Origin of the sequence: Exiguobacterium undae DSM 14481 (genome assembly GCF_000620805.1) — a bacterium.
In the GTDB taxonomy this organism is placed as follows: Bacteria; Bacillota; Bacilli; order Exiguobacteriales; family Exiguobacteriaceae; genus Exiguobacterium_A; species Exiguobacterium_A undae.
The window spans coordinates 2,027,478-2,047,011 of the sequence record NZ_KK211187.1 but is presented as its reverse complement, the minus strand read 5'-3'; the positions used below and the strand labels follow the sequence as shown (position 1 = coordinate 2,047,011).

Here is a 19,534-nt window from a genome sequence, read left to right as displayed (position 1 = left end):
GAGAGGGGATTTGTCACATGACACGTCGCAACATTACACGAGAAGACATTATGAAAATCGCTAAAGCTGAGGATGTACGTTTTATTCGTTTACAGTTCACAGATATCCTCGGTACGATCAAGAACGTTGAAATTCCAGTCAGCCAATTGGAAAAAGCACTTGATAACAAAATGATGTTCGATGGTTCATCAATCGAAGGATTCGTTCGCATTGAAGAATCAGATATGTATCTCTTCCCAGACCTCAACACATGGGTCGTATTCCCATGGACAGAAGACGGAACGGGTAAAGTTGCACGTCTCATCTGTGACATTTACAATCCAGATGGCACACCGTTTGCCGGAGATCCGCGTGGTCAACTCAAACGGGTACTTAAAGAAATGGAAGAGCTTGGTTTCTCTTCATTCAACGTTGGTCCTGAGCCGGAATTCTTCTTGTTCAAGAAGGATGCGAACGGTCGTCCGACACTTGAGTTAAATGACCAAGGTGGCTACTTCGACCTCGCACCAGTCGACCTCGGCGAAAACTGCCGTAAAGAAATCGTCATCGAGCTTGAGAACATGGGCTTTGAAATCGAAGCATCTCACCATGAAGTCGCACCAGGACAACATGAAATCGACTTCAAATATGCGGATGCCATCACGACTGCGGATAACATCCAAACGTTCAAACTCGTCGTCAAAACGATTGCGGCGAAACATAATCTTCACGCAACATTCATGCCGAAACCACTTTACGGTGTCAACGGTTCAGGGATGCACGCCAACATGTCTCTCTTTAAAGGCAACGAAAACGTCTTCTTCGACGAAGAGAACAGCAACATGCAACTGTCTGACGATGCTCGTGCGTTCACGGCTGGTATCTTGAAGCACGCACGTGCCTTCACAGCGGTCTGTAACCCGACAGTCAACTCGTACAAACGACTTGTTCCAGGTTATGAAGCACCTTGCTACGTCGCATGGTCAGCCCGTAACCGTTCACCACTCGTCCGTGTACCGGCAGCTCGTGGTCTCTCAACGCGGATTGAAGTCCGTTCGGTTGACCCGGCAGCAAACCCGTACTTGGCACTTGCGACATTGCTCGCTTCAGGTCTTGACGGTATCAAAAACAATCTAAAAGCACCGGAACCAATCGACCGCAACATCTACGTCATGGACAAACCGGAACGTGTCGCAAACGGCATTGACGATCTTCCGTCAACGCTCAGCCACGCGCTTGAAGTCTTAAAAGCAGATGACGTCGTCATGCACGCTCTCGGCGATCACATCGCAGAGCACTTCGTTGAACTTAAAGAAATCGAATGGGATATGTTCCGGACGCAAGTCACGGAATGGGAACGCGATCAGTACATGGTCTTGTTCTAATCTCTTGAAACGTCCGAACTTGGTTCGGGCGTTTTTTTTTGTAGAGGAAATCTGGTCTTGGACAGCGAATTCTGTACCAAGGAGGCGTTTTGAATGAAAAAGGCGTATGAAGGAAAAGAAATCAAGGTCTATTTTGATGCTGAAGTCTGTATCCATTCCGGTCACTGTGTGAAGAGTCTGCCGACCGTCTTTGATGTAAAAAAACGTCCGTGGATTGAAGCGGATGGGGCACCGGTCGAAGACGTGATGCGGGTCATCGACGGATGTCCGAGCGGCGCCTTATCTTACGAACGGAGGGAAGCTTAATGGAATTAAAACGAGGAGACCAAAAGATTGAAGCCTATCTCGACAATCAAGCTGTCGGAGAGATCACATACAGTGATACAAAAGGCGGTAAATGGATCATTGACCACACGTATGTTGATCCGAAGCACCGGAATCAACAGATTGGTGAACAACTGGTCAAAGCGATTGTCGAGTGGGCGCGCGAAGAAAACATCAAGCTGTTGCCGCTTTGTCCATTTGCAAAAAAGGAGTTTGAGCAGACACCGGATTATGCGGATGTATCGGCTTAAAAAGGAAATCGATACTGAATGTTCAATTATAGAAAGACGAGGGCAGTGGGGTTACATCCACTGTCCTCGTCTTGTTTAAAGCGTCTACTTCTACAGGAAAAAGCGGATCAGCGCCATCGACAGGACGCCGGTGATGACCGTGAAGGAAAGACTTTTGCTGGTCAGTGCGACAAGGATTGTCGGTACCGATGCTGCGAGGTGGAGAGAAGACAGCGTGGGATAATCATCGCTTTGAGCAAGCAGCAGGTTCTGAAAAAACAAAGCACTGAGCAGGCAAATCGGGATGAACGACAACCACTCGGTCAACAGACGGGGCAACGTCAATCCATGCATCAGCAAAAACGGCAAAATCCGTGGAATCAATGTGACAAGACCACAGGCGGCGAATAGGATTAAAAGCTCTAAGCGGATTTCCATCGTGAGATCACTACTCCTATGCTGGCGGCTACCATCGTCGCAAACAAAACAGCGAGTTCCGGTGAAAGGTAGCGCATCGCTATGTATAACAATAAGAAAACGAGTACCAGTAAAATTCCGTTCAAGGCAACACGTGACCGTTCACTTTCAAGCTGCAAGTACAACAAGCCGATAAACATCGCCGTCAAAGCAAAGTCCAGTCCGAACCGTTCCGGATCCGGGAACCAACTGCCGACGAGCGCACCGAGGACGGTCGAAGCAATCCAACTGAAGTAAGCGGTCAGATTCAACCCATGCATGAACTTAGCATCGATCTGTTGTTTCAAGGAAGTATTCATGGCGACGGCAAACGATTCATCGGTCAGCAGGGCACCGATTCCGAACTGGTCGAACCGGTTCCGGCTTGCGACGCGTGGAGCAAGTGTCATACTCATCAGAAGATGCCGGGAATTGACGATAAAGGTCGTCAAGATGATGGCGGAAAAAGGGCTGTTTAACAGCAGCAGGCTCGTAATGATGAACTGAGCGGCGCCGGCATAAATCAGGATGGACATCAATCCGATTTCAAGCGGACTGAGTCCGGCAGCGCGTCCGACGATACCGGCGGAAAAACCGATCCCAAGGTAACCGAGAACGGTCGGAAGACAGGCTTTGACACCTGCTTGAAACGAGCTGGTCATATGGCAGGACTCCTCTCAATCTAGTGTGTTATCAGCATAGCATTCCGAAAACCGATTGGAAATGAAGTGGTCAATATTTTCATATGTTTCCTTGACATAAGTCGTCCCCATTGGTGGTAAAGAGTAAGTGGTACGGCAAAAATTCGTTAGACGAAGGAGCGTTCAAGATGGATAAATTAATGCAAGATGCGAATCGGTTTGTCTCGGATATGGTCGATGGTCTCGTTTTAGCACATCCCGATCTTTATGCAAAAGTCGACGGAGTTAATGTCATCAAACGGAAAGAACCATTAAACGGAAAAGTGGCACTTGTATCCGGTGGCGGAAGTGGTCATGAACCGGCCCATGCCGGATTTATCGGTGACGGGATGCTGGCAGCAGCCGTTTGCGGCGAAGTCTTCACTTCCCCGACACCGGATATGGTCCTAGAAGGAATCAAGGCAGCAGACGGTGGAAAAGGGGTTCTGCTCGTCGTCAAAAACTATTCCGGTGACGTCATGAACTTTGATATGGCGAAAGAGTTGGCAGAACTCGAAGACATCGAGGTCGAGACGGTCATTGTCAACGATGATATCGCCATCAAAAAAGAAGAGGACCGCCGAGGTGTCGCCGGGACGATTTTTGTTCATAAGATTGCCGGAGCAGCGGCGGCAGAAGGCAAGTCGCTGGCGGAAGTCAAAGCGGTCGCGGAAAAAGTCATTGCCGGCGTTCGCTCAATCGGAATGGCTTTGTCACCTTGTTATATGCCGGAGAGCGGAAAACCAGGCTTTGATCTTCATGAAGACGAGATGGAAATCGGAATCGGGATTCACGGGGAAAAAGGACTCGAACGTAAACCGATTGCCTCCGTCGAAGCGATTGTGACAGAATTACTGGATCGACTGACAGCGGAAGTATCGGATAAAAAAGTCGCGGTGATGGTGAACGGAATGGGTGGAACGCCGGTTTCGGAACTGTATATCACCTACAAGTATGTCGCCGAGCAACTACAGGCAAAAGGGTATGACATCGTCCGACCATTCGTCGGCAACTATATGACATCGCTTGAGATGCATGGTTTCTCGATCACCTTGCTTCCGGTGGATGATGAACTGGTCGGCTACTTGGACGCTAAAACAAACGCGATTGGATTCTAACTAGAAGAGGTGCAGACAGATGAAGTTATCAACGGAAACATTTCGGGAGGCATTGCTCGAAGCTGCAAAACAAATGGAGCAGCATAAAGACGAATTAACGGATCTGGACCGGGAAATCGGTGACGGGGACCACGGTATCAATATGTCCCGCGGCTTCCAAGCAGTTCAGAAGGAACTCGAAGCGCAGACAGAATATGAAGATCTCGGTGCGTTATCCAAACAAGTCGGGATGACGTTGATCAAGACGGTCGGAGGTGCTTCCGGACCGCTTTATGGGACGGCGTTCGTCAAGTTTGCTGGAGCCTTCAAAGGAAAAACCGAAGCGGAAGGCGATGAGTTGGCAGCTGCTTTCAAAGAAGCGACGGACGGGATAAAGATGCGCGGGAAATCGGAGTTCGGACAAAAAACGATGGTCGATATCTGGACACCGTTTTATGAAGCACTCGAGCAACAAACCGATTTACATCAAGCACTGGATCAAGCGTTGACAGATACGAAAGAACGGGTCGCAACAAAAGGACGGGCGTCTTACTTTGGCGATGCAACGGTTGGTGTTCAAGATCCCGGCTCGCTATCGAGTGCCTTGTTATTACGGGCGATCGTGGAGGTGCTTCGATGATTAACTTGATTTTAGTTTCCCACAGTGAGAAGTTAGCTGCTGGTCTGAAAGAATTATTGGCAGAGATGGCACCGGATACGCCGGTATTACTCGCAGCAGGACTTGCAGACGGCAGCATCGGAACCGATGCATCACGGATCGAAGAAACGATGAATGAACTGACCGATGACGGATTGATTTTAACGGATATCGGTTCAGCGACGATGAACGCAGAACTTGCGCTCGAGTTATACAGTGGAGACCGGAGTGTGCAGTTCGTCGAGGCTCCGCTTGTCGAGGGTGCTTTTTTAGCAGCAGTCTTAAGCGGACAATCGAAGTCGTTAGATGAAATCGTCACCGGCGTGAAGTCTGAGTTTGGATGAACATCTCTTAGAGAAGACCAAAACAAGCGTGCTCCAGAACGACGGAGCACGCTTGTTTCATGGAGTATAAAAAAACTGACGTTCCGCTGGGGAACGTCAGAAAAATCGAGTTACGCATTAACTTCTGTTTTGCTTGGTTTAAACGCCATCGTCGCTTCAACCGCTTTTTGCCAACCGGCATAACGTTTTTCACGATCGTTTTCTTCCATCTCTGGTTTGAACTGACGGTTGAGTTTCCATTGTTTTTTGATTTCCGCTTTATCTTTCCAGTAACCAACGGCTAAGCCGGCAAGGTAAGCAGCACCGAGGGCAGTCGTTTCGTTGATTTCTGGACGATCGACCGGTACACCCAGGATATCTGACTGGAACTGCATCAAGAAGTCATTTGAAACCGCACCACCATCAACGCGTAATGTTTTCAGCTCGATGCCTGAATCTTTTTCCATCGCTGTCAAGACATCACGTGTTTGATAAGCAAGTGACTCCAGTGTTGCGCGGACGAAATGTTCTTTGTCCGTACCACGCGTTAAGCCGAAGATGGCTCCGCGAACGTCGCTATCCCAGTAAGGGGCACCGAGTCCGACGAAGGCAGGGACGACATAAACGCCTTCTGTTGAATCAACTTTTAACGCATAGCCTTCTGAATCCTTCGCGTTTTTCAACATCCGTAAGCCGTCGCGCAGCCACTGAATCGCTGATCCGGCAACGAAGATGGACCCTTCGAGTGCATATTCGACTTTACCGTCAACACCCCAAGCGATTGTCGTCAGTAGACCGTGGTCAGAAGAAACAGCCTTTTCACCGGTGTTCATCAGCATGAAGCAACCTGTGCCGTACGTGTTTTTTCCTTCACCCGGTTCGAAACATGTTTGACCGAAGAGGGCAGCTTGTTGGTCACCGGCAATACCAGCGATCGGAACTTCAAAGCCGAAGAAGTGATACGGAACCGTATTGTCATACACTTCACTCGATTGACGCACTTCCGGCAACATCGATTTCGGAACCGTCAGGATTTCAAGCAACTCGTCATCCCATTTTTGTTCGTAAATGTTATACATCAATGTTCGTGACGCATTCGTGTAATCCGTGATATGCGTTTTGCCGCCGGACAGTTTCCAGACGAGCCACGTATCGATTGTACCGAAGAGCAATTCTCCGTTTTCCGCTTGTTCCCGTGCGCCTTCGACATTATCGAGAATCCATTTGACTTTTGTTCCCGAGAAGTATGCATCGATCAATAAACCTGTTTTATCGCGGAATTTCTGATTGAGTCCTTGGGCATTCAACTCGTCACAGATACCAGATGTTTGACGGGATTGCCAAACAAGTGCGTGATAGACCGGTTTACCTGTTTCTTTGTTCCAGACGACCGTCGTTTCACGTTGGTTCGTGATACCGATACTGGCGATTTCACTTGGTTTAATATCAGCCGTCCCGAGGGCGTCAGCCATGACAGCGAGGATCGAACCCCAGATTTCATTGGCGTCATGCTCTACCCAGCCCGGTTGCGGGAAGTATTGTTTGAACTCCCGTTGTGCCGAGTTGACGATTTGACCATCGTGATCAAAGATGATGGCGCGTGAGCTGGTCGTTCCTTGGTCGAGTGCTAAGATATACTTGTTTTCCATTGTAAAATCCCCCTTGAGATATAGGTGTCAACACAAGAATCAGTTTTGCAACAATTGGTAAAGCAGGACGGCAATTCCGCCACCGACGATTGGACCGACGATTGGAATCCACGAATAGCTCCAATCAGATGAACCTTTTCCTTTAATCGGCAAGATGGCGTGGGCAATCCGCGGACCAAGGTCACGGGCCGGGTTGATGGCATACCCTGTTGTACCACCAAGCGAGAGACCGATGACGACGACAAGAAGACCAACGATAAGTGGTTTCAGTCCGTCACCGAACGTCGTCAGACCAAATGACAGAATTCCGAATACCAAGACGAACGTACCGATGATTTCCGAAATCAAGTTTGAAGGTGTGTGACGAATCGCAGGTCCGGTTGCAAACACACCTAATTTTGCTGCTTGATCATCAGTCGCTTCAAAATGTTTCATATAATGAAGCCAAACAAGTACGGCACCGATGAATGCCCCGATCAATTGACCAGCGATGTAGATAGGTACATCAGCCCATGGCAAATCGGAATTCATGGCAAGCGCCAATGTCAACGCAGGATTCAGGTGTGCGCCACTGGCAGCAGCAATATAGGCTGCAGTCATGACGGCAAGACCCCAAGCAAATGTGATGACGATCCAGCCGCTGTTCTCAGATTTCGTCTTTTTCAAGACAACCCCTGCAACGACCCCATCCCCGAGCAAGATCAGAATCATGGTTCCAATCAGCTCACTAGTAAAGTTACTCATGCAAAAACCCTCCCTTTGGATTAAAGCAAATATTGGCCTTTCTATTTAAAACTACTCCGAATTGAGAACGTTTTCAATACAATTAATTGAAATACTCGAATGAAATTTCCTTAATTTATGTTTAAAAATCTGAAAAGTGGATACAAAAACACCTTTTGTTCATTTTGTAAGGAACAAAAGGTGTTAGCGGCGTTTTTTTCGTTTCTTTTTTGTGCGAAACAAGCTGCTCGAATGATCGAGAACGATATGGATCGTACTAGCGACCATAATCCCGATGACAAAAGCAGGCATGGATTCAAACCAGAGATCGACCGTACTTGGATCGATGATTTCGACGTAAAGGGCCAGAAACAAAAGGGGAATCAAAAAGGCTGCGCTGTACAGCAGACGAATGATGTCACCAATGATCAAGCCGTGGGACCAGATGGATCGATGCGGCATGATTTTGACGTAAGGCATCCAGAGAACGCGAAATGGTCCGAGCCGGTAGTAAGGTTCCGACTTTAGATCAAGGTCGGGGGAGAGCCAAAGGGTGCCGACGGCGAGTCCGATTGCGGTCGGCAACCAATCCGTCTGCTGTGTTGCGACCGAATACGCAACATAACCCGTCAAGGCAACGGTATTAACCGTATCATGAACATTTCCAGAAGGCATAAAAAAAGACCAGCTGAGCTGGTCCCTCGCTTAGTGGATCGTCCGATATACGCCGATGACCTTGCCGAGAATCGAGACATTGTCGAAATACATCGGGTCCATCGAATCGTTTTCGGGTTGAAGACGTACTTGTTGATCTTCTAAGAAGAACCGTTTTACCGTCGCTTCGCTATCTTCGGTCATAGCAACGACGATTTCACCGTTTTCTGCTGTGTTTTGTTGCCGTACGATGACACGATCACCGTCAAGAATTCCTGCATTGATCATCGATTCACCATCGATCGTCAACATGAAGACGTTCTCGTTTCCAACGTAATGAGCCGGAAGCGGGAAATGTTCTTCGATGTTTTCAATCGCCGTGATTGGAAAACCAGCCGTTACTTTCCCCATGACAGGGATGTGCACGATTGCTTCGTGATCATCTTCAGGTTTATCAAGCAATATCTCAATCGCACGTGGTTTTGTCGGGTCACGGCGAATCAGTCCGCGTTTTTCTAGACGATCCAAATGACCGTGTACCGTTGAGCTTGAAGCAAGACCAACAGCTTCGCCGATTTCACGAACTGAAGGTGGATACCCTTTCAGTTTCACTTGAGCGACGATATAGTCAAGAATTTCTTGTTGTCGTTTTGACATTTTCCGCATATGAATTGCCACCTCTTTTCGGAATGGTTTTTTTGAAGGTTATAGGAATACATGTTTCTAAATTCACTATAACATAGAACAAATGAGCGTACAAACAATTGTTCGACATTTTGTGTTGACCGAACACTGGTTCTTGGTTTATGATGAGTTATGCGAACAATTGTTCCGAGAACATCTATTCTAAATCATTTCAAATTGGAGGGATTTATCATGATGCATACGATCCGTACCCATGCCTTTTCCATTGTCTTTTATACGCTTAGCCTTGCTTTCATTCTTTTCCTCTTAACGCCCCGACCGGATGAAAAGGTCGAACAACTCCTGACGGCTTCTGTTACGGTCGATCAAAATGCGACTGTCGAACAAGTCGCTGAAGTCTACAATGACGGTTCGATGACCGATCAAGAATATGTCGAATGGTTGATTGAGAACAATGAACTGAAGACGACGCATGTCATTTCGAAAAACAAAATCGTTGTACCAATCGCGCAACAATGACAAACTGTAAAAGTTGTCAATGAACGAACAGGGGTGTGAAGTACGATGAAAGTAGTAATCTACTGTCGCGTCTCGACGGAAAAAGAAGCACAGGATAGCTCGCTTGAGCGGCAAAGATCAGAACTGTCGGGACTCGCTGTAACAAAAGGGTTTGAAATCGTGGATATCATCACGGAAAAGGAAAGTGGTTATGATGTCGATCGGGAGGGCATGTTGTCCGTTCTCGATTACGTCACACGTCAGGCAGTGGATGCCGTCCTTGTGACGGATGATACCCGTATCGGGCGTGGAAATGCCAAAATCGCGATTTTACACACGTTCCAAAAACATCAGGTCCAACTGATGACGATGGAATCAGACGGCGAATATAAATTGGCTGATGCCGAGGCGATGGTCCTTGAAATCGTCTCGCTCGTCGAGGAATACCAGCGGAAATTGCATAATGCGAAAATTGCACGCGGTATGCGACGGGCAGTCGAAAATGGTTTCCGTCCCGAACAAAACCTTAACCGGCAAGGTGAGAATGCAGGTCGGAGCCGAAAAGAAGTCCCGATTGAAGAAATTGTCCGATTACGTGACTTGGGTCTGACATTTGCTGATATCGCCGTTACCTTAAGAGGGATGGGACACGATATTTCAAAGGCGACCGTCAACCGTCGTTATCTCGAATATAAGGAAGTCATCAATACGTATGAAACATGAAGCAGGTGGGTGTGCGGGAAGCGCGCCACACTTGCTTTTTCTGTTCGTGTCTTTTAAAGTAAGGTTACTATTGAAAGCTCGATGTCGAGTCAACAGAAAGAGGGATATCATGTTATCACAAGAACAACTAGACCGGATTAATGAATTAGCCAATAAATCAAAAGTCGAGCCGTTGACGGATGCGGAAACAGCGGAACAAAAAGAATTAAGAACAGCGTATTTGGAAGCATTCCGCGGTTCATTCAAAAATCAGATGATGGGAATCAAAATCGTCGATGAAGAAGGAACGGACGTCACACCGGAAAAATTAAAGCAAGCGCAGGAAGAAGAACGCAATAAACAATAACCGGAAAAGCTATGTCACTCAATGGATGAGTGAGGTAGCTTTTTTTGATAAAAAGTTCGTAATGTGTATCACAAAAGTGTTAAGAAAACGGCAATAGAGAGCGCATTCATTTCAATGTGACATACTATTTAGAAAAGTTGTATCACATTTCCGGGTGTGCTAAAATGATAAAGAATTTGTGAAAAAGAGAGAGGATGATTGTTTTGACGAACATGACAACAGTAGAACTATTAGCAGTAAATACGATTCGTACATTATCAATTGATGCAGTACAAAAAGCGAACTCGGGTCACCCGGGAATGCCGATGGGTGCAGCACCGATGGCATTTACATTATGGGCGGATCATATGAACCACAACCCTAAAAATCCAGAATGGTTCAACCGTGACCGTTTTGTACTTTCAGCAGGACACGGTTCAATGCTTCTCTACTCACTCCTCCATTTATCAGGCTATGATCTTGCGATGGATGACTTGAAGTCATTCCGTCAATGGAATTCAAAAACACCGGGTCATCCGGAATACCGTCACACGGCAGGTGTTGATGCGACGACTGGTCCACTCGGACAAGGCATCGCGATGGCTGTCGGGATGGCGATGGCAGAACGTCACCTGGAAGCGAAATACAACCGTGACGAGTTAAACGTCGTTGATCACTTCACATACGGCATTTGCGGAGACGGCGACTTAATGGAAGGTGTTTCAGCAGAAGCGGCATCACTTGCAGGACATTTAGGTCTTGGTAAACTGGTCGTTCTGTATGATTCAAATGACATCTCACTCGACGGCGATCTCGATAAATCATTCTCTGAAAACGTCCAACAACGTTTTGAAGCATACAACTGGCAAGTCATTCGCGTGGAAGACGGAACGGATCTTGATTCGATTTCAAAAGCAATCGAAGCAGCGAAAGCCGAAACGACAAAACCGACGTTGATCGAAGTCAAAACGGTCATCGGATTTGGTTCGCCAAACAAATCAGGAAAATCGGCTTCGCACGGTGCACCACTCGGAGATGCAGAAATCAAGTTGACGAAAGCAAGCTACGTCTGGGATCACGAAGAATTCTACGTGCCGGACGAAGTCAAAGACTTGTTCGAAGAGCGGATCGTTAAACGTGGCGCTGACACGGAAGCAGCATGGGCTGACAAGATGGAGCAATACAAAGCAGCACATCCGGAATTACATGAAGAACTCGTCCGTGCCATTGCAAACGAACTTCCGAGCAACTGGGAAGCAGACCTGCCGACATACGATTTGACATCGAAAAAAGCAACACGTCAAACAAGTGGAGAAGTCTTGAACGCACTTGCGAAAAACGTCCCGACGATCTTCGGTGGATCGGCTGACTTAGCAGGTTCAAACAACACGATGCTCAAAGGGGAAGCTGACTTCGATATCGATCCAAGCGGTCGTAACATCTGGTTTGGTGTCCGTGAGTTCGCGATGGCAGCAGCGGTCAACGGTATGGCGTTACACGGTGGTGTCATCCCTTACGGTGCGACATTCTTCGTCTTCTCGGATTACTTGCGTCCAGCTGTCCGTTTAGCAGCGTTGATGGGAATCCAGTCAATCTTCGTCTTGACACATGACTCAATCGCAGTCGGTGAAGATGGTCCGACACACGAGCCGGTTGAACACTTGATGAGTTTCCGCGCGATGCCGAACTTAACGGTCTATCGTCCGGCAGACGGAAAAGAGACAATCGCAGCATGGAAAACAGCGGTTCAATCGAAAAACAAACCGACGCTTCTCGTCATGACACGTCAAGGGTTGCCTGAACTCGAAGGCACAACAGTCGAAGGTGCTGAAAAAGGCGGATACGTCATCGCGGGTAACATCGAAACAGCGGATACGATTTTGATGGGAACAGGTTCTGAAGTTCACTTGCTCGTCGAAGCACAAAAAGAGCTCGGCGAAACGGCAGCTGTCGTCTCACTTCCATCATGGGAATTGTTCGAAGCCCAATCAGCAGAGTACAAAGAATCGGTCTTGCCAAAACGCATCACGAAGCGTCTTGCGATTGAAGCCGGTGCTTCACTCGGATGGTACAAATATGTAGGAACAGAAGGTCAAGTCATCGGAATCGATCGTTTTGGTGCTTCTGCTCCTGGAGATCTTCTCTTAAAAGAGTACGGCATGTCTGTTGAAAATGTTTTGAACACAGTCAAGCAACTCGGTTAATGAAGAAAGGTGCGCAAACGCGCGCACCTTTTTTTTGCATTATCTATGCAAAGGCTTTAAATTATAGTATAGTAAAAAGCGACGTTTGAAGTTAGAGGAGGAAGCAACTTGGCTACATGGATTTGGATTTTAATTGCCCTTCTTTGCTTGGTAGCTGGTGTCGCCCTTGGTTTCTATATCGCTCGCCGATACATGATGAACTATTTGGAGCAAAACCCACCAATCAACGAAGATATGATTAAGACATTGATGATGCAAATGGGTCAAAAGCCATCACAAAAGAAAGTCAACCAAGTGATGCGTTCAATGAGTGGTTCAATGAAATCACCGAAAAAATAATGACTTGTAAAAGGAGACCGTTTTGGTCTCCTTTTGTTTGCTATTTTTTAGGAAGATGGCTAATCTAAAATGTGAGACTATTAGAAATACTCAATCGATTTAAAAAAGGGGGGACTTGTATGGGAGTCTTCAGGAAACTGAGTTGGTTTTTCCGACTCGAATGGAAAGCGTACAGCTTAGGCATCATTGCGTTAATTTTTGTAGCCGGACTGGAACTGATTCCACCAAAAGTGATTGGTGAAACGGTGAATGGTCTGAGTGAAGGCAGTTTGACAAGGGACGATTTGATGCGACTCGTCGGCACCTTGTTGTTAATTGGTGTCTCCACGTATGTGATTCGCTATTTTTGGCGGTTCTTTATCTTCGGGGCATCGATTCGCCTCGGACGACTGTTACGCAGTCAATTGTATGGTCATTTCTCCGATTTGGATCAGTCCTTCTATAAAAAGTATCGGAGCGGGGACTTGATGGCACACGCGACAAATGATGTGCAAGCCGTCTCGATGACGGCAGGAGCGGGTATTTTGACGCTTGTCGATTCGGTGACGATGGGGAGCTTCGTCATCATTACGATGGTCACGACAATCAGCTGGAAACTGACACTTGTTTCGTTGTTGCCGATGCCGCTGATGGTTTATTTGACCTCACGCTACGGGAAGATGTTACATTCGCGGTTCCATGATGCGCAAGAAGCCTTTTCTGATTTGAATGATAAGGTTGCGGAAAGTGTCAGCGGGGTCCGGGTGTTAAAAGCAACGGGGGAAGTCGAATCCGATGTCGGGACATTTACCTCATTATCGGATGATGTCGTTCAAAAAAACCGCCGGGTCGCAAAAATCGATGCGTTGTTTGATCCGACAATTTTTGGATTGGTCGGCTTGTCGTATATCATCGCGGTCGGATACGGTGCCTATTTGCTGCAACAGGGCGAAATCCGGATCGGGGATATCGTTTCATTCACTACATACTTAGGTTTACTGACATGGCCGATGCTTGCGTTCGGATGGTTGTTCAACATCGTCGAGCGGGGACGGGCATCGTACGACCGGATCGAACGGATGCTGGCGGTTGAGCCGGAAATCAAGGATGCGAAGGAAGCGGCGACGACGGTCACGTCATCCGATCTGCATGTCGCGATTGACCGCTTCATCTATGACACGCAACCGGTCTTACAAGACATCGATGTGACGTTGCGACCGGGTCAGACGCTCGGAATCGTCGGTCGGACCGGGGCGGGGAAATCGACGTTCGTCCGGTTGTTGTCCCGGGAATACGATGTCAAATACGGCTCGGTTTCGATTGGCGGTCAAGACATCAAACAATTGATGCGGGAGACCGTCCGGAAACAAGTTGCGATCGTTCCGCAGGACCACTTCCTGTTTTCCGCCTCGATTGCCGACAACATTGCCTTCGCAAAACCGGATGCTTCGATGGAACAGATCATGGAAGCCGCACGGGTCGCTGCGGTTCATGAGGACATTCTCGGCTTTACGGAAGGATATGCGACGATGGTCGGGGAGCGGGGGGTGACGTTGTCCGGTGGTCAGAAACAACGGATTTCGATTGCCCGCGCGTTGCTGGCCGATTGTCCGATTCTTGTCCTCGATGATGCCTTATCCGCGGTAGACGCCAAGACGGAAGAAGCAATCATCGAGCACTTCCGCACAGCTGATAACGAGCAGTCACAAATCATCGTTGCGCACCGCTTGTCTGCCGTGTCGCATACGGATGAGATCATCGTCCTTGACGCCGGGCGGATCATCGAACGCGGAACGCACGACGAACTGCTCCGTCAAGACGGCTGGTACAAGGAGACGTATGACCGGCAACAGCTGGAGTCACTCGTCGAACAGGGAGGTGGAGCGTTTGAATCATGATATTAATGAAAAAGCGGTCCTGAAACGATTGCTCGGATTCGTCAAACCGTTTAAAAAACAAGTGATGGTCGCCTTTTTCCTGTTACTCGTGACGACCGGAGCGAAGCTCGGTGGACCGTATCTCGTCAAAATCTTCATCGATGACTATGTCGCGGTCGGGAACTATCCGGTTCAGGAAGTCGCCTTATTGTTTGGTGTCTACTTACTCCTGCATACGACCGGCATCGTCGTCGATTATTTACAAGCCTTTGAGTTTCAAAAGATTGCCTTGAAGGTCATTCAGCGTCTGCGGATTGATGTGTTTCGTCACGTCATGCATCTGAGACTCGGCTACTTCGACCGGACACCGGCCGGCGTACTCGTCTCGCGGATCACAAATGATACGGAAGCCATCAAAGAGCTGTATATCGGCGTCTTGTCGACCTTTGTTCAAAGCGGGGTTCAGTTGATTGGAACGTATCTATTCCTCTACCTGCTGGAACCGCGTCTTGCGACGATTGCCCTGGTGTTATTGCCGCTGTTTTATTTCATTATTTGGATTTACCGCCGTTATTCGACAAAGTATTATGCCGAAGTCCGGGATTTATTGTCGAAGATTAACGGTCAATTGAATGAGTCGATCAACGGAATGGCGATCATTCAACAGTTCCGCCAAGAAAAACGATTAATGGCGGAATTTGAGGAAACGAATATCGCCCACCAGAACGGTCGTTATAAGAACTTGAAACTCGACAGTTGGTTACTGCGGCCGATCATTGAGCTGATGCTCGCCTTGACGATTGCTTCCTTGATCACCTATTTTGGAATCTTGTCGTTCTCACAAACGGTCCAAGTCGGGGTCGTATATGCGTTCATCAGTTATATGGAACGGATTTTTCAGCCGGTCCAACAAATCATGCAACGGTTGTCGGAGTTCCAACAGGCAGTCGTTTCCGCAGACCGCGTCTTTAAAGTCCTTGATACCGATGAGCCGGAACCTTCAAAAACATTGCCAGGGGAAGCATCTGTATCCGAAGGCCATATCGTCTTTGACAATGTCCGCTTTAGTTACGACGGGGAAAAAGAAGTCCTGAAAGGGATTTCGTTCGAAGCGAAAAAAGGCCAGACGGTTGCTTTAGTCGGTCAGACCGGCAGTGGGAAAAGTTCGATCATCAACATTTTGATGCGGTTTTATTCGTATCAGTCCGGTCGGATCTTGATCGACGGACAACCGCTGGAACAGTTGCCGGAAGACGAATTGCGACGTCATGTCGGTCTGGTGTTACAGGATTCGTTCCTCTTTACGGGGAGTGTCGCCGATAACATCCGACTGTTTGATCCGTCGATTCCATTTCAAAAGGTCGAAGAGGCAGCACGATTTGTTCAGGCGGACGGCTTCATCAATCAGTTGGATGATCAATACGACAGTCCGGTCGCCGAGCGGGGAGCGACATTCTCTGCCGGGGAACGTCAGCTCGTCTCATTCGCCCGAACGATGGCCCGTGACCCGAAAGTCTTGATTCTGGATGAAGCAACGAGTTCGATTGATACGGAAACCGAAGAAAAAGTCCAAGTCGCTTTAAAACGAATGCGGCAGGGACGCACGACGATTGCGATTGCCCACCGGTTGTCGACCATCCAAGATGCCGATTTGATTTTAGTTCTGCATCAAGGAGAAGTCGTCGAACAAGGGAACCATCAGACGTTGATTGAAAAGAACGGTCTGTACAAAAAGATGTATGAATTACAGTCGGGACATGTCTCATCCGTTTCGTGACACAAAAAAGCCTGCCAGGCGATCTCGCCCGGCAGGTTATTTCTACTTGCTTTTTAAATTAGTAGACAGTTACAGTGACGTTTTGACGTCCCCAGTTGAGTGCTTCTTGTTGTGAACCAACGAGAAGGTCAAGTTTGTTACCTTGGATTGCGCCGCCACGGTCAAGAACGATTGCTTCACCGATACCTGAGATGTGCATGCGTGTACCGATTGGGTATTGTGCTGATGCTGCTACGATACGCATACCATTGTACGTGATCGTATTCGTTACATCATAACCGCTGGCAGTTAATGCACGTCCGTTGTAAAGACGGCTACCGTTGTTTGATGGATCGTTCGTGTACGCTGTAACGTTCATCGTTACTTTTGTACCTGATTTTGCTGCAGTTGTTTGTTTTGTTGCTGTAGCAGGCTTAGCTGCTGGTTTTGGAGCCGGTTTTGCAACAGGAGCTGTCGCTTTAGCTGCTGGAGCTTTAGCTGTTGAACCTGCTAATGTTGTATAATCGCTGTGTACGTAACGTGTTTTCCCGTCGATTGTTGTTTTGATCCAAGCACCGACTTTGCTTTCTACGTTAACGGACTGGCCTTTATACAAGTTGCCAACGTCTTTAGAGTTTGTAGTTGGTTGCGTACGAACGTTTAATACTGCCGTAGTGACTGTAGCTTTTTTAAAGTCGAACGAAGAACCGGCTGATGTGTAAGCGCCGTGTACATAACGTTTTTGGCCATTGATGTTTGTTTGAATCCATGCGCCAGAACGTCCTTCGACATTTAATTTTTGACCTTTATATACGTTACCTACATCCGCTGATGCCGTCGTAGGTGCTGTGCGTACATTTAATACTTCCGTATTTACTGTTACCGTCTCTGAGGCAGCCTCTGTCTCTTGGGCGAATCCTACTGATAGAGCCGTTGCTGCAAGACCTGCAGCGAAAACTGCTTTTTTCATTATTGATGTCCTCCTGACATATGCTGTGTTTACTGTTCCTACTTTACACGGCAATTCAGGGTTGTGCGTTTACAGGTCAGAGTCATTCAAGTTACAAACCGCTCCAGTGTGACAAACAGATTTCAGAAATGCATGTTTTGTCACGCCTAGGTCATAATGCTTGGAAAAACGATGGTAAAATAGGACTTTCGGCATAGTATAGCGGAAATATTCTAACTATTCCCCGAACTTAAGGCTCAAGGAAAGACCAAAAAGAGAGTAGCTGAAGGAAAGTAAAGTATTTTTTTTATGAATCGCATGTAAAGCTCGATTTAAAAAGATGAAATAACCGCATTATATAGAAGAAACACGAAAAAGCCGTCGACGGATTGATTCGTCAACGGCTTTTTTCAGTTGTATCTATGATTTGCAGATTTCATCCGAGTTAGCCTAAAACAGATTCATTTGAAGACGGATAGCTATACTTTTGGACAAATCGTGAGTATTCAAGAAGTAATAAATCAAGTTCATGACTGAGCTTTAAAACATGCGGGGAGGTGAAACTAGAACGATCGGCTTGATGATAAAGTTCACTTCGCTTTGCTTCAATCGCTAAAGTCAATAGATGCTGGCTTGTCATAGTATCCTCCCTTACATTGGTGTCATATCCATATTCTAGCAAGTGCATTTGACGAGCGCAACGACATTTCGGGCGAATTGAGTAAATGTAATTTTTTTGTAATTTCATTCGTCACGAAACTTTTTAATCTTTCGGAAGATAATAGGTGCTAAATGTTGATTAGTTTGGCAAAATAGAGAAGGAACTTCTTCTTATTAGAAAGGAGCTGCTGAAATGGAGCTCTCGCTTTGGTTAGCGTTTGGTGCAGGGCTGTTATCGTTCGTCTCTCCCTGTACGCTTCCGTTATATCCGGTCTTCTTGTCGTACATTACCGGTGTCTCTGTAACGGACTTAAAGGAAAAAGGGGTCAGAGAAAAACGTTCATTGTTGCATACATTAGCGTTTTTGGTTGGTTTTGCGATGGTGTTCGCTGTTCTAGGATTGTCGACTTCATTATTAGCAGACGTCTTCATCACGTACCGCGATACGTTGCGGATGATCGGTGCGCTTGTCATCTTTGTATTTGGTGTCGTCTTACTTGGTTTATGGCAACCAACATTTTTGATGCGCGAAAAAAAGCTCAACTTAGGTGAACGCAAGGGCGGTTACATCGGTACAGTCCTCGTCGGGATCGGTTTTGCTGCCGGATGGACGCCGTGTACCGGTCCGATTTTGGCAGGTGTGATTGCACTGGCAGCGACAAATCCGAGTCAAGGGATGTTGTACATGCTGTTTTACGTCTTAGGATTTTCGATTCCGTTTTTATTGATGGCATTTTTCGTCGGTCGTTCGAGACTATTCGTACGGTACAGCTTGAAAATGACAAAATTCGGTGGAGCCTTGATGATGTTGTTCGGAATCGTCCTCTATTTTGATGGAATCAGTACGTTTGCGGCATGGATGAGTGACATCGTTGGATTCACCGGATTTTAACAAGGAAGTGATGGGATGATTTGGGTATCAACAGGGGTGGCACTCGTCATGGGATTGCTGATCAGCTTTATTCGTGTCAAAGCGTCAGCAAAACCGACGAATGCTAAAAAGATTTTGATTCCGCCGTTTGCGATGTCAACGGGGATGCTGCAGTTTTTATACCCGGCGTCACGTTTGACCTGGACGGAAGTGGCGGAAGCGTTATTGATCGGGATGATCTTCAGTATTTTTTTGATCAAGACATCAAACTTTTATGAAGCACAAGGGCAGATTTATCTGCAACGTTCAAAAGCGTTTTTTATCGTCTTATTCGGAATTTTGATCGTCCGGACAGTCGCGAAGTTCATCATCGGTGGTCAGATCGATATCTTCGAGACCGGCGGGATTTTCTATCTCGTGGCCTTTGGAATGATCGTCCCGTGGCGGATTGCGATGTATCTGAAGTACAAACAAGTCAAGTCGGGGATTGTTCATGTCGAACATTTACCGCAAAACTAAACGGAAGGATTCTCAATTGAGAGTCCTTCCG

The 19,534-nt window shown here is 47.3% G+C and carries 23 protein-coding genes; 15 read left to right on the top strand and 8 right to left on the bottom strand.

Annotated elements, in window-relative coordinates:
- Window positions 1-17 precede the first annotated feature (17 nt).
- From glnA to P397_RS0111445, 3 genes are all read left to right on the top strand, one after another.
- Window positions 18-1,364: a type I glutamate--ammonia ligase gene (gene glnA, locus P397_RS0111455; protein WP_026833396.1), complete on the top strand. Its 1,347-nt coding sequence runs from the start codon at window positions 18-20 to the stop codon at window positions 1,362-1,364.
- A 93-nt stretch (window positions 1,365-1,457) separates the two neighbouring features.
- The gene (locus P397_RS0111450) at window positions 1,458-1,670 is read left to right on the top strand and encodes a (4Fe-4S)-binding protein (protein ID WP_028106637.1); all 213 of its coding nucleotides are present in this window, start codon (window positions 1,458-1,460) and stop codon (window positions 1,668-1,670) included.
- Window positions 1,670-1,939 carry a GNAT family N-acetyltransferase gene (locus P397_RS0111445; RefSeq protein ID WP_026833393.1) on the top strand — a complete coding sequence of 90 codons (270 nt, stop codon included), beginning with the start codon at window positions 1,670-1,672 and terminating at the stop codon, window positions 1,937-1,939. The genes P397_RS0111450 and P397_RS0111445 overlap by 1 nt, the downstream gene beginning before the upstream one ends.
- 90 nt (window positions 1,940-2,029) lie before the next feature.
- Here P397_RS0111445 and P397_RS0111440 read toward each other — a convergent pair whose 3' ends face one another.
- Both P397_RS0111440 and P397_RS0111435 read right to left on the bottom strand, forming a co-directional pair.
- Window positions 2,030-2,356, bottom strand: coding sequence for an AzlD domain-containing protein (locus P397_RS0111440; RefSeq protein WP_026828743.1), 327 nt, complete (start codon window positions 2,354-2,356; stop codon window positions 2,030-2,032).
- On the bottom strand, window positions 2,341-3,036 hold the full coding sequence (locus P397_RS0111435; RefSeq protein ID WP_028106636.1) for an AzlC family ABC transporter permease: 696 nt from the start codon (window positions 3,034-3,036) through the stop codon (window positions 2,341-2,343). Before P397_RS0111435 ends, P397_RS0111440 begins: the two co-directional genes overlap by 16 nt.
- A gap of 167 nt (window positions 3,037-3,203) precedes the next feature.
- Between P397_RS0111435 and dhaK the strand changes: the two genes are divergently transcribed.
- From dhaK to dhaM, 3 genes are read left to right on the top strand one after another with little or no spacing between them, the layout of a single operon-like run.
- The gene (gene dhaK, locus P397_RS0111430; protein ID WP_026833391.1) at window positions 3,204-4,172 is read left to right on the top strand and encodes a dihydroxyacetone kinase subunit DhaK; all 969 of its coding nucleotides are present in this window, start codon (window positions 3,204-3,206) and stop codon (window positions 4,170-4,172) included.
- 19 nt (window positions 4,173-4,191) lie between these two features.
- Entirely contained in the window at window positions 4,192-4,791 is a 600-nt protein-coding gene (gene dhaL / locus P397_RS0111425) for a dihydroxyacetone kinase subunit DhaL (RefSeq protein ID WP_028106635.1), read from the top strand.
- Window positions 4,788-5,153, top strand: a complete 366-nt coding sequence (gene dhaM / locus P397_RS0111420) for a dihydroxyacetone kinase phosphoryl donor subunit DhaM (protein WP_026833389.1) — start codon at window positions 4,788-4,790, stop codon at window positions 5,151-5,153. Before dhaL ends, dhaM begins: the two co-directional genes overlap by 4 nt.
- A gap of 110 nt (window positions 5,154-5,263) precedes the next feature.
- Here the strand turns inward: dhaM and glpK are convergent, their stop codons facing one another.
- The 4 genes from glpK to lexA form a co-directional block, all read right to left on the bottom strand.
- The gene (gene glpK, locus P397_RS0111415; protein WP_026833388.1) at window positions 5,264-6,781 is read right to left on the bottom strand and encodes a glycerol kinase GlpK; all 1,518 of its coding nucleotides are present in this window, start codon (window positions 6,779-6,781) and stop codon (window positions 5,264-5,266) included.
- A gap of 39 nt (window positions 6,782-6,820) precedes the next feature.
- Complete coding sequence (locus P397_RS0111410) at window positions 6,821-7,525, bottom strand: MIP/aquaporin family protein (RefSeq protein ID WP_026833387.1); 705 nt, start codon at window positions 7,523-7,525, stop codon at window positions 6,821-6,823.
- Window positions 7,526-7,708: 183 nt separating this feature from the next.
- A complete protein-coding gene (locus P397_RS0111405) occupies window positions 7,709-8,179 on the bottom strand; it encodes a metal-binding protein (RefSeq protein WP_026833386.1) in 471 nt (156 codons plus the stop codon).
- A 30-nt stretch (window positions 8,180-8,209) separates the two neighbouring features.
- The gene (gene lexA, locus P397_RS0111400; RefSeq protein WP_026833385.1) at window positions 8,210-8,824 is read right to left on the bottom strand and encodes a transcriptional repressor LexA; all 615 of its coding nucleotides are present in this window, start codon (window positions 8,822-8,824) and stop codon (window positions 8,210-8,212) included.
- A gap of 210 nt (window positions 8,825-9,034) precedes the next feature.
- On the opposite strand from lexA, the gene yneA reads away from it, so the two are divergent.
- The 7 genes from yneA to P397_RS0111365 all read left to right on the top strand — a co-directional run bounded on the left by yneA (window position 9,035) and on the right by P397_RS0111365 (window position 16,525).
- On the top strand, window positions 9,035-9,322 hold the full coding sequence (gene yneA / locus P397_RS0111395; RefSeq protein ID WP_026833384.1) for a cell division suppressor protein YneA: 288 nt from the start codon (window positions 9,035-9,037) through the stop codon (window positions 9,320-9,322).
- 45 nt (window positions 9,323-9,367) lie between these two features.
- Complete coding sequence (locus P397_RS0111390) at window positions 9,368-10,024, top strand: YneB family resolvase-like protein (protein WP_026833383.1); 657 nt, start codon at window positions 9,368-9,370, stop codon at window positions 10,022-10,024.
- A 109-nt stretch (window positions 10,025-10,133) separates the two neighbouring features.
- Window positions 10,134-10,370: a DUF896 domain-containing protein gene (locus tag P397_RS0111385; protein WP_012369999.1), complete on the top strand. Its 237-nt coding sequence runs from the start codon at window positions 10,134-10,136 to the stop codon at window positions 10,368-10,370.
- Between the two features lie 194 nt (window positions 10,371-10,564).
- Complete coding sequence (gene tkt, locus P397_RS0111380; protein WP_028106634.1) at window positions 10,565-12,553, top strand: transketolase; 1,989 nt, start codon at window positions 10,565-10,567, stop codon at window positions 12,551-12,553.
- Between the two features lie 108 nt (window positions 12,554-12,661).
- A complete protein-coding gene (locus P397_RS0111375; RefSeq protein ID WP_012370001.1) occupies window positions 12,662-12,892 on the top strand; it encodes a YneF family protein in 231 nt (76 codons plus the stop codon).
- A 119-nt stretch (window positions 12,893-13,011) separates the two neighbouring features.
- Window positions 13,012-14,769: an ABC transporter transmembrane domain-containing protein gene (locus P397_RS0111370; RefSeq protein ID WP_028106633.1), complete on the top strand. Its 1,758-nt coding sequence runs from the start codon at window positions 13,012-13,014 to the stop codon at window positions 14,767-14,769.
- Window positions 14,759-16,525, top strand: a complete 1,767-nt coding sequence (locus P397_RS0111365; RefSeq protein WP_028106632.1) for an ABC transporter ATP-binding protein — start codon at window positions 14,759-14,761, stop codon at window positions 16,523-16,525. The genes P397_RS0111370 and P397_RS0111365 overlap by 11 nt, the downstream gene beginning before the upstream one ends.
- Window positions 16,526-16,583: 58 nt before the next feature.
- Here P397_RS0111365 and P397_RS0111360 read toward each other — a convergent pair whose 3' ends face one another.
- Complete coding sequence (locus tag P397_RS0111360) at window positions 16,584-17,474, bottom strand: SH3 domain-containing protein (RefSeq protein WP_026833379.1); 891 nt, start codon at window positions 17,472-17,474, stop codon at window positions 16,584-16,586.
- Between the two features lie 424 nt (window positions 17,475-17,898).
- Window positions 17,899-18,093, bottom strand: coding sequence for an aspartyl-phosphate phosphatase Spo0E family protein (locus P397_RS17795; RefSeq protein WP_081776986.1), 195 nt, complete (start codon window positions 18,091-18,093; stop codon window positions 17,899-17,901).
- A gap of 213 nt (window positions 18,094-18,306) precedes the next feature.
- Between P397_RS17795 and P397_RS0111355 the strand changes: the two genes are divergently transcribed.
- The gene (locus P397_RS0111355; protein WP_026833377.1) at window positions 18,307-19,005 is read left to right on the top strand and encodes a cytochrome c biogenesis CcdA family protein; all 699 of its coding nucleotides are present in this window, start codon (window positions 18,307-18,309) and stop codon (window positions 19,003-19,005) included.
- 15 nt (window positions 19,006-19,020) lie between these two features.
- Window positions 19,021-19,503 carry a CcdC family protein gene (locus P397_RS0111350; protein ID WP_026833376.1) on the top strand — a complete coding sequence of 161 codons (483 nt, stop codon included), beginning with the start codon at window positions 19,021-19,023 and terminating at the stop codon, window positions 19,501-19,503.
- The last annotated feature ends 31 nt before the right edge of the window (window positions 19,504-19,534 follow it).

Coding starts and splice junctions, on each gene's coding strand:
- glnA (WP_026833396.1), top strand. CDS start 18: ATGACACGTCGCAACATTACACGAGAAGACATTATGAAAATCGCTAAA.
- P397_RS0111450 (WP_028106637.1), top strand. CDS start 1,458: ATGAAAAAGGCGTATGAAGGAAAAGAAATCAAGGTCTATTTTGATGCT.
- P397_RS0111445 (WP_026833393.1), top strand. CDS start 1,670: ATGGAATTAAAACGAGGAGACCAAAAGATTGAAGCCTATCTCGACAAT.
- P397_RS0111440 (WP_026828743.1), bottom strand. CDS start 2,356: ATGGAAATCCGCTTAGAGCTTTTAATCCTATTCGCCGCCTGTGGTCTT.
- P397_RS0111435 (WP_028106636.1), bottom strand. CDS start 3,036: ATGACCAGCTCGTTTCAAGCAGGTGTCAAAGCCTGTCTTCCGACCGTT.
- dhaK (WP_026833391.1), top strand. CDS start 3,204: ATGGATAAATTAATGCAAGATGCGAATCGGTTTGTCTCGGATATGGTC.
- dhaL (WP_028106635.1), top strand. CDS start 4,192: ATGAAGTTATCAACGGAAACATTTCGGGAGGCATTGCTCGAAGCTGCA.
- dhaM (WP_026833389.1), top strand. CDS start 4,788: ATGATTAACTTGATTTTAGTTTCCCACAGTGAGAAGTTAGCTGCTGGT.
- glpK (WP_026833388.1), bottom strand. CDS start 6,781: ATGGAAAACAAGTATATCTTAGCACTCGACCAAGGAACGACCAGCTCA.
- P397_RS0111410 (WP_026833387.1), bottom strand. CDS start 7,525: ATGAGTAACTTTACTAGTGAGCTGATTGGAACCATGATTCTGATCTTG.
- P397_RS0111405 (WP_026833386.1), bottom strand. CDS start 8,179: ATGCCTTCTGGAAATGTTCATGATACGGTTAATACCGTTGCCTTGACG.
- lexA (WP_026833385.1), bottom strand. CDS start 8,824: ATGCGGAAAATGTCAAAACGACAACAAGAAATTCTTGACTATATCGTC.
- yneA (WP_026833384.1), top strand. CDS start 9,035: ATGATGCATACGATCCGTACCCATGCCTTTTCCATTGTCTTTTATACG.
- P397_RS0111390 (WP_026833383.1), top strand. CDS start 9,368: ATGAAAGTAGTAATCTACTGTCGCGTCTCGACGGAAAAAGAAGCACAG.
- P397_RS0111385 (WP_012369999.1), top strand. CDS start 10,134: ATGTTATCACAAGAACAACTAGACCGGATTAATGAATTAGCCAATAAA.
- tkt (WP_028106634.1), top strand. CDS start 10,565: ATGATTGTTTTGACGAACATGACAACAGTAGAACTATTAGCAGTAAAT.
- P397_RS0111370 (WP_028106633.1), top strand. CDS start 13,012: ATGGGAGTCTTCAGGAAACTGAGTTGGTTTTTCCGACTCGAATGGAAA.
- P397_RS0111360 (WP_026833379.1), bottom strand. CDS start 17,474: ATGAAAAAAGCAGTTTTCGCTGCAGGTCTTGCAGCAACGGCTCTATCA.
- P397_RS17795 (WP_081776986.1), bottom strand. CDS start 18,093: ATGACAAGCCAGCATCTATTGACTTTAGCGATTGAAGCAAAGCGAAGT.
- P397_RS0111355 (WP_026833377.1), top strand. CDS start 18,307: ATGGAGCTCTCGCTTTGGTTAGCGTTTGGTGCAGGGCTGTTATCGTTC.
- P397_RS0111350 (WP_026833376.1), top strand. CDS start 19,021: ATGATTTGGGTATCAACAGGGGTGGCACTCGTCATGGGATTGCTGATC.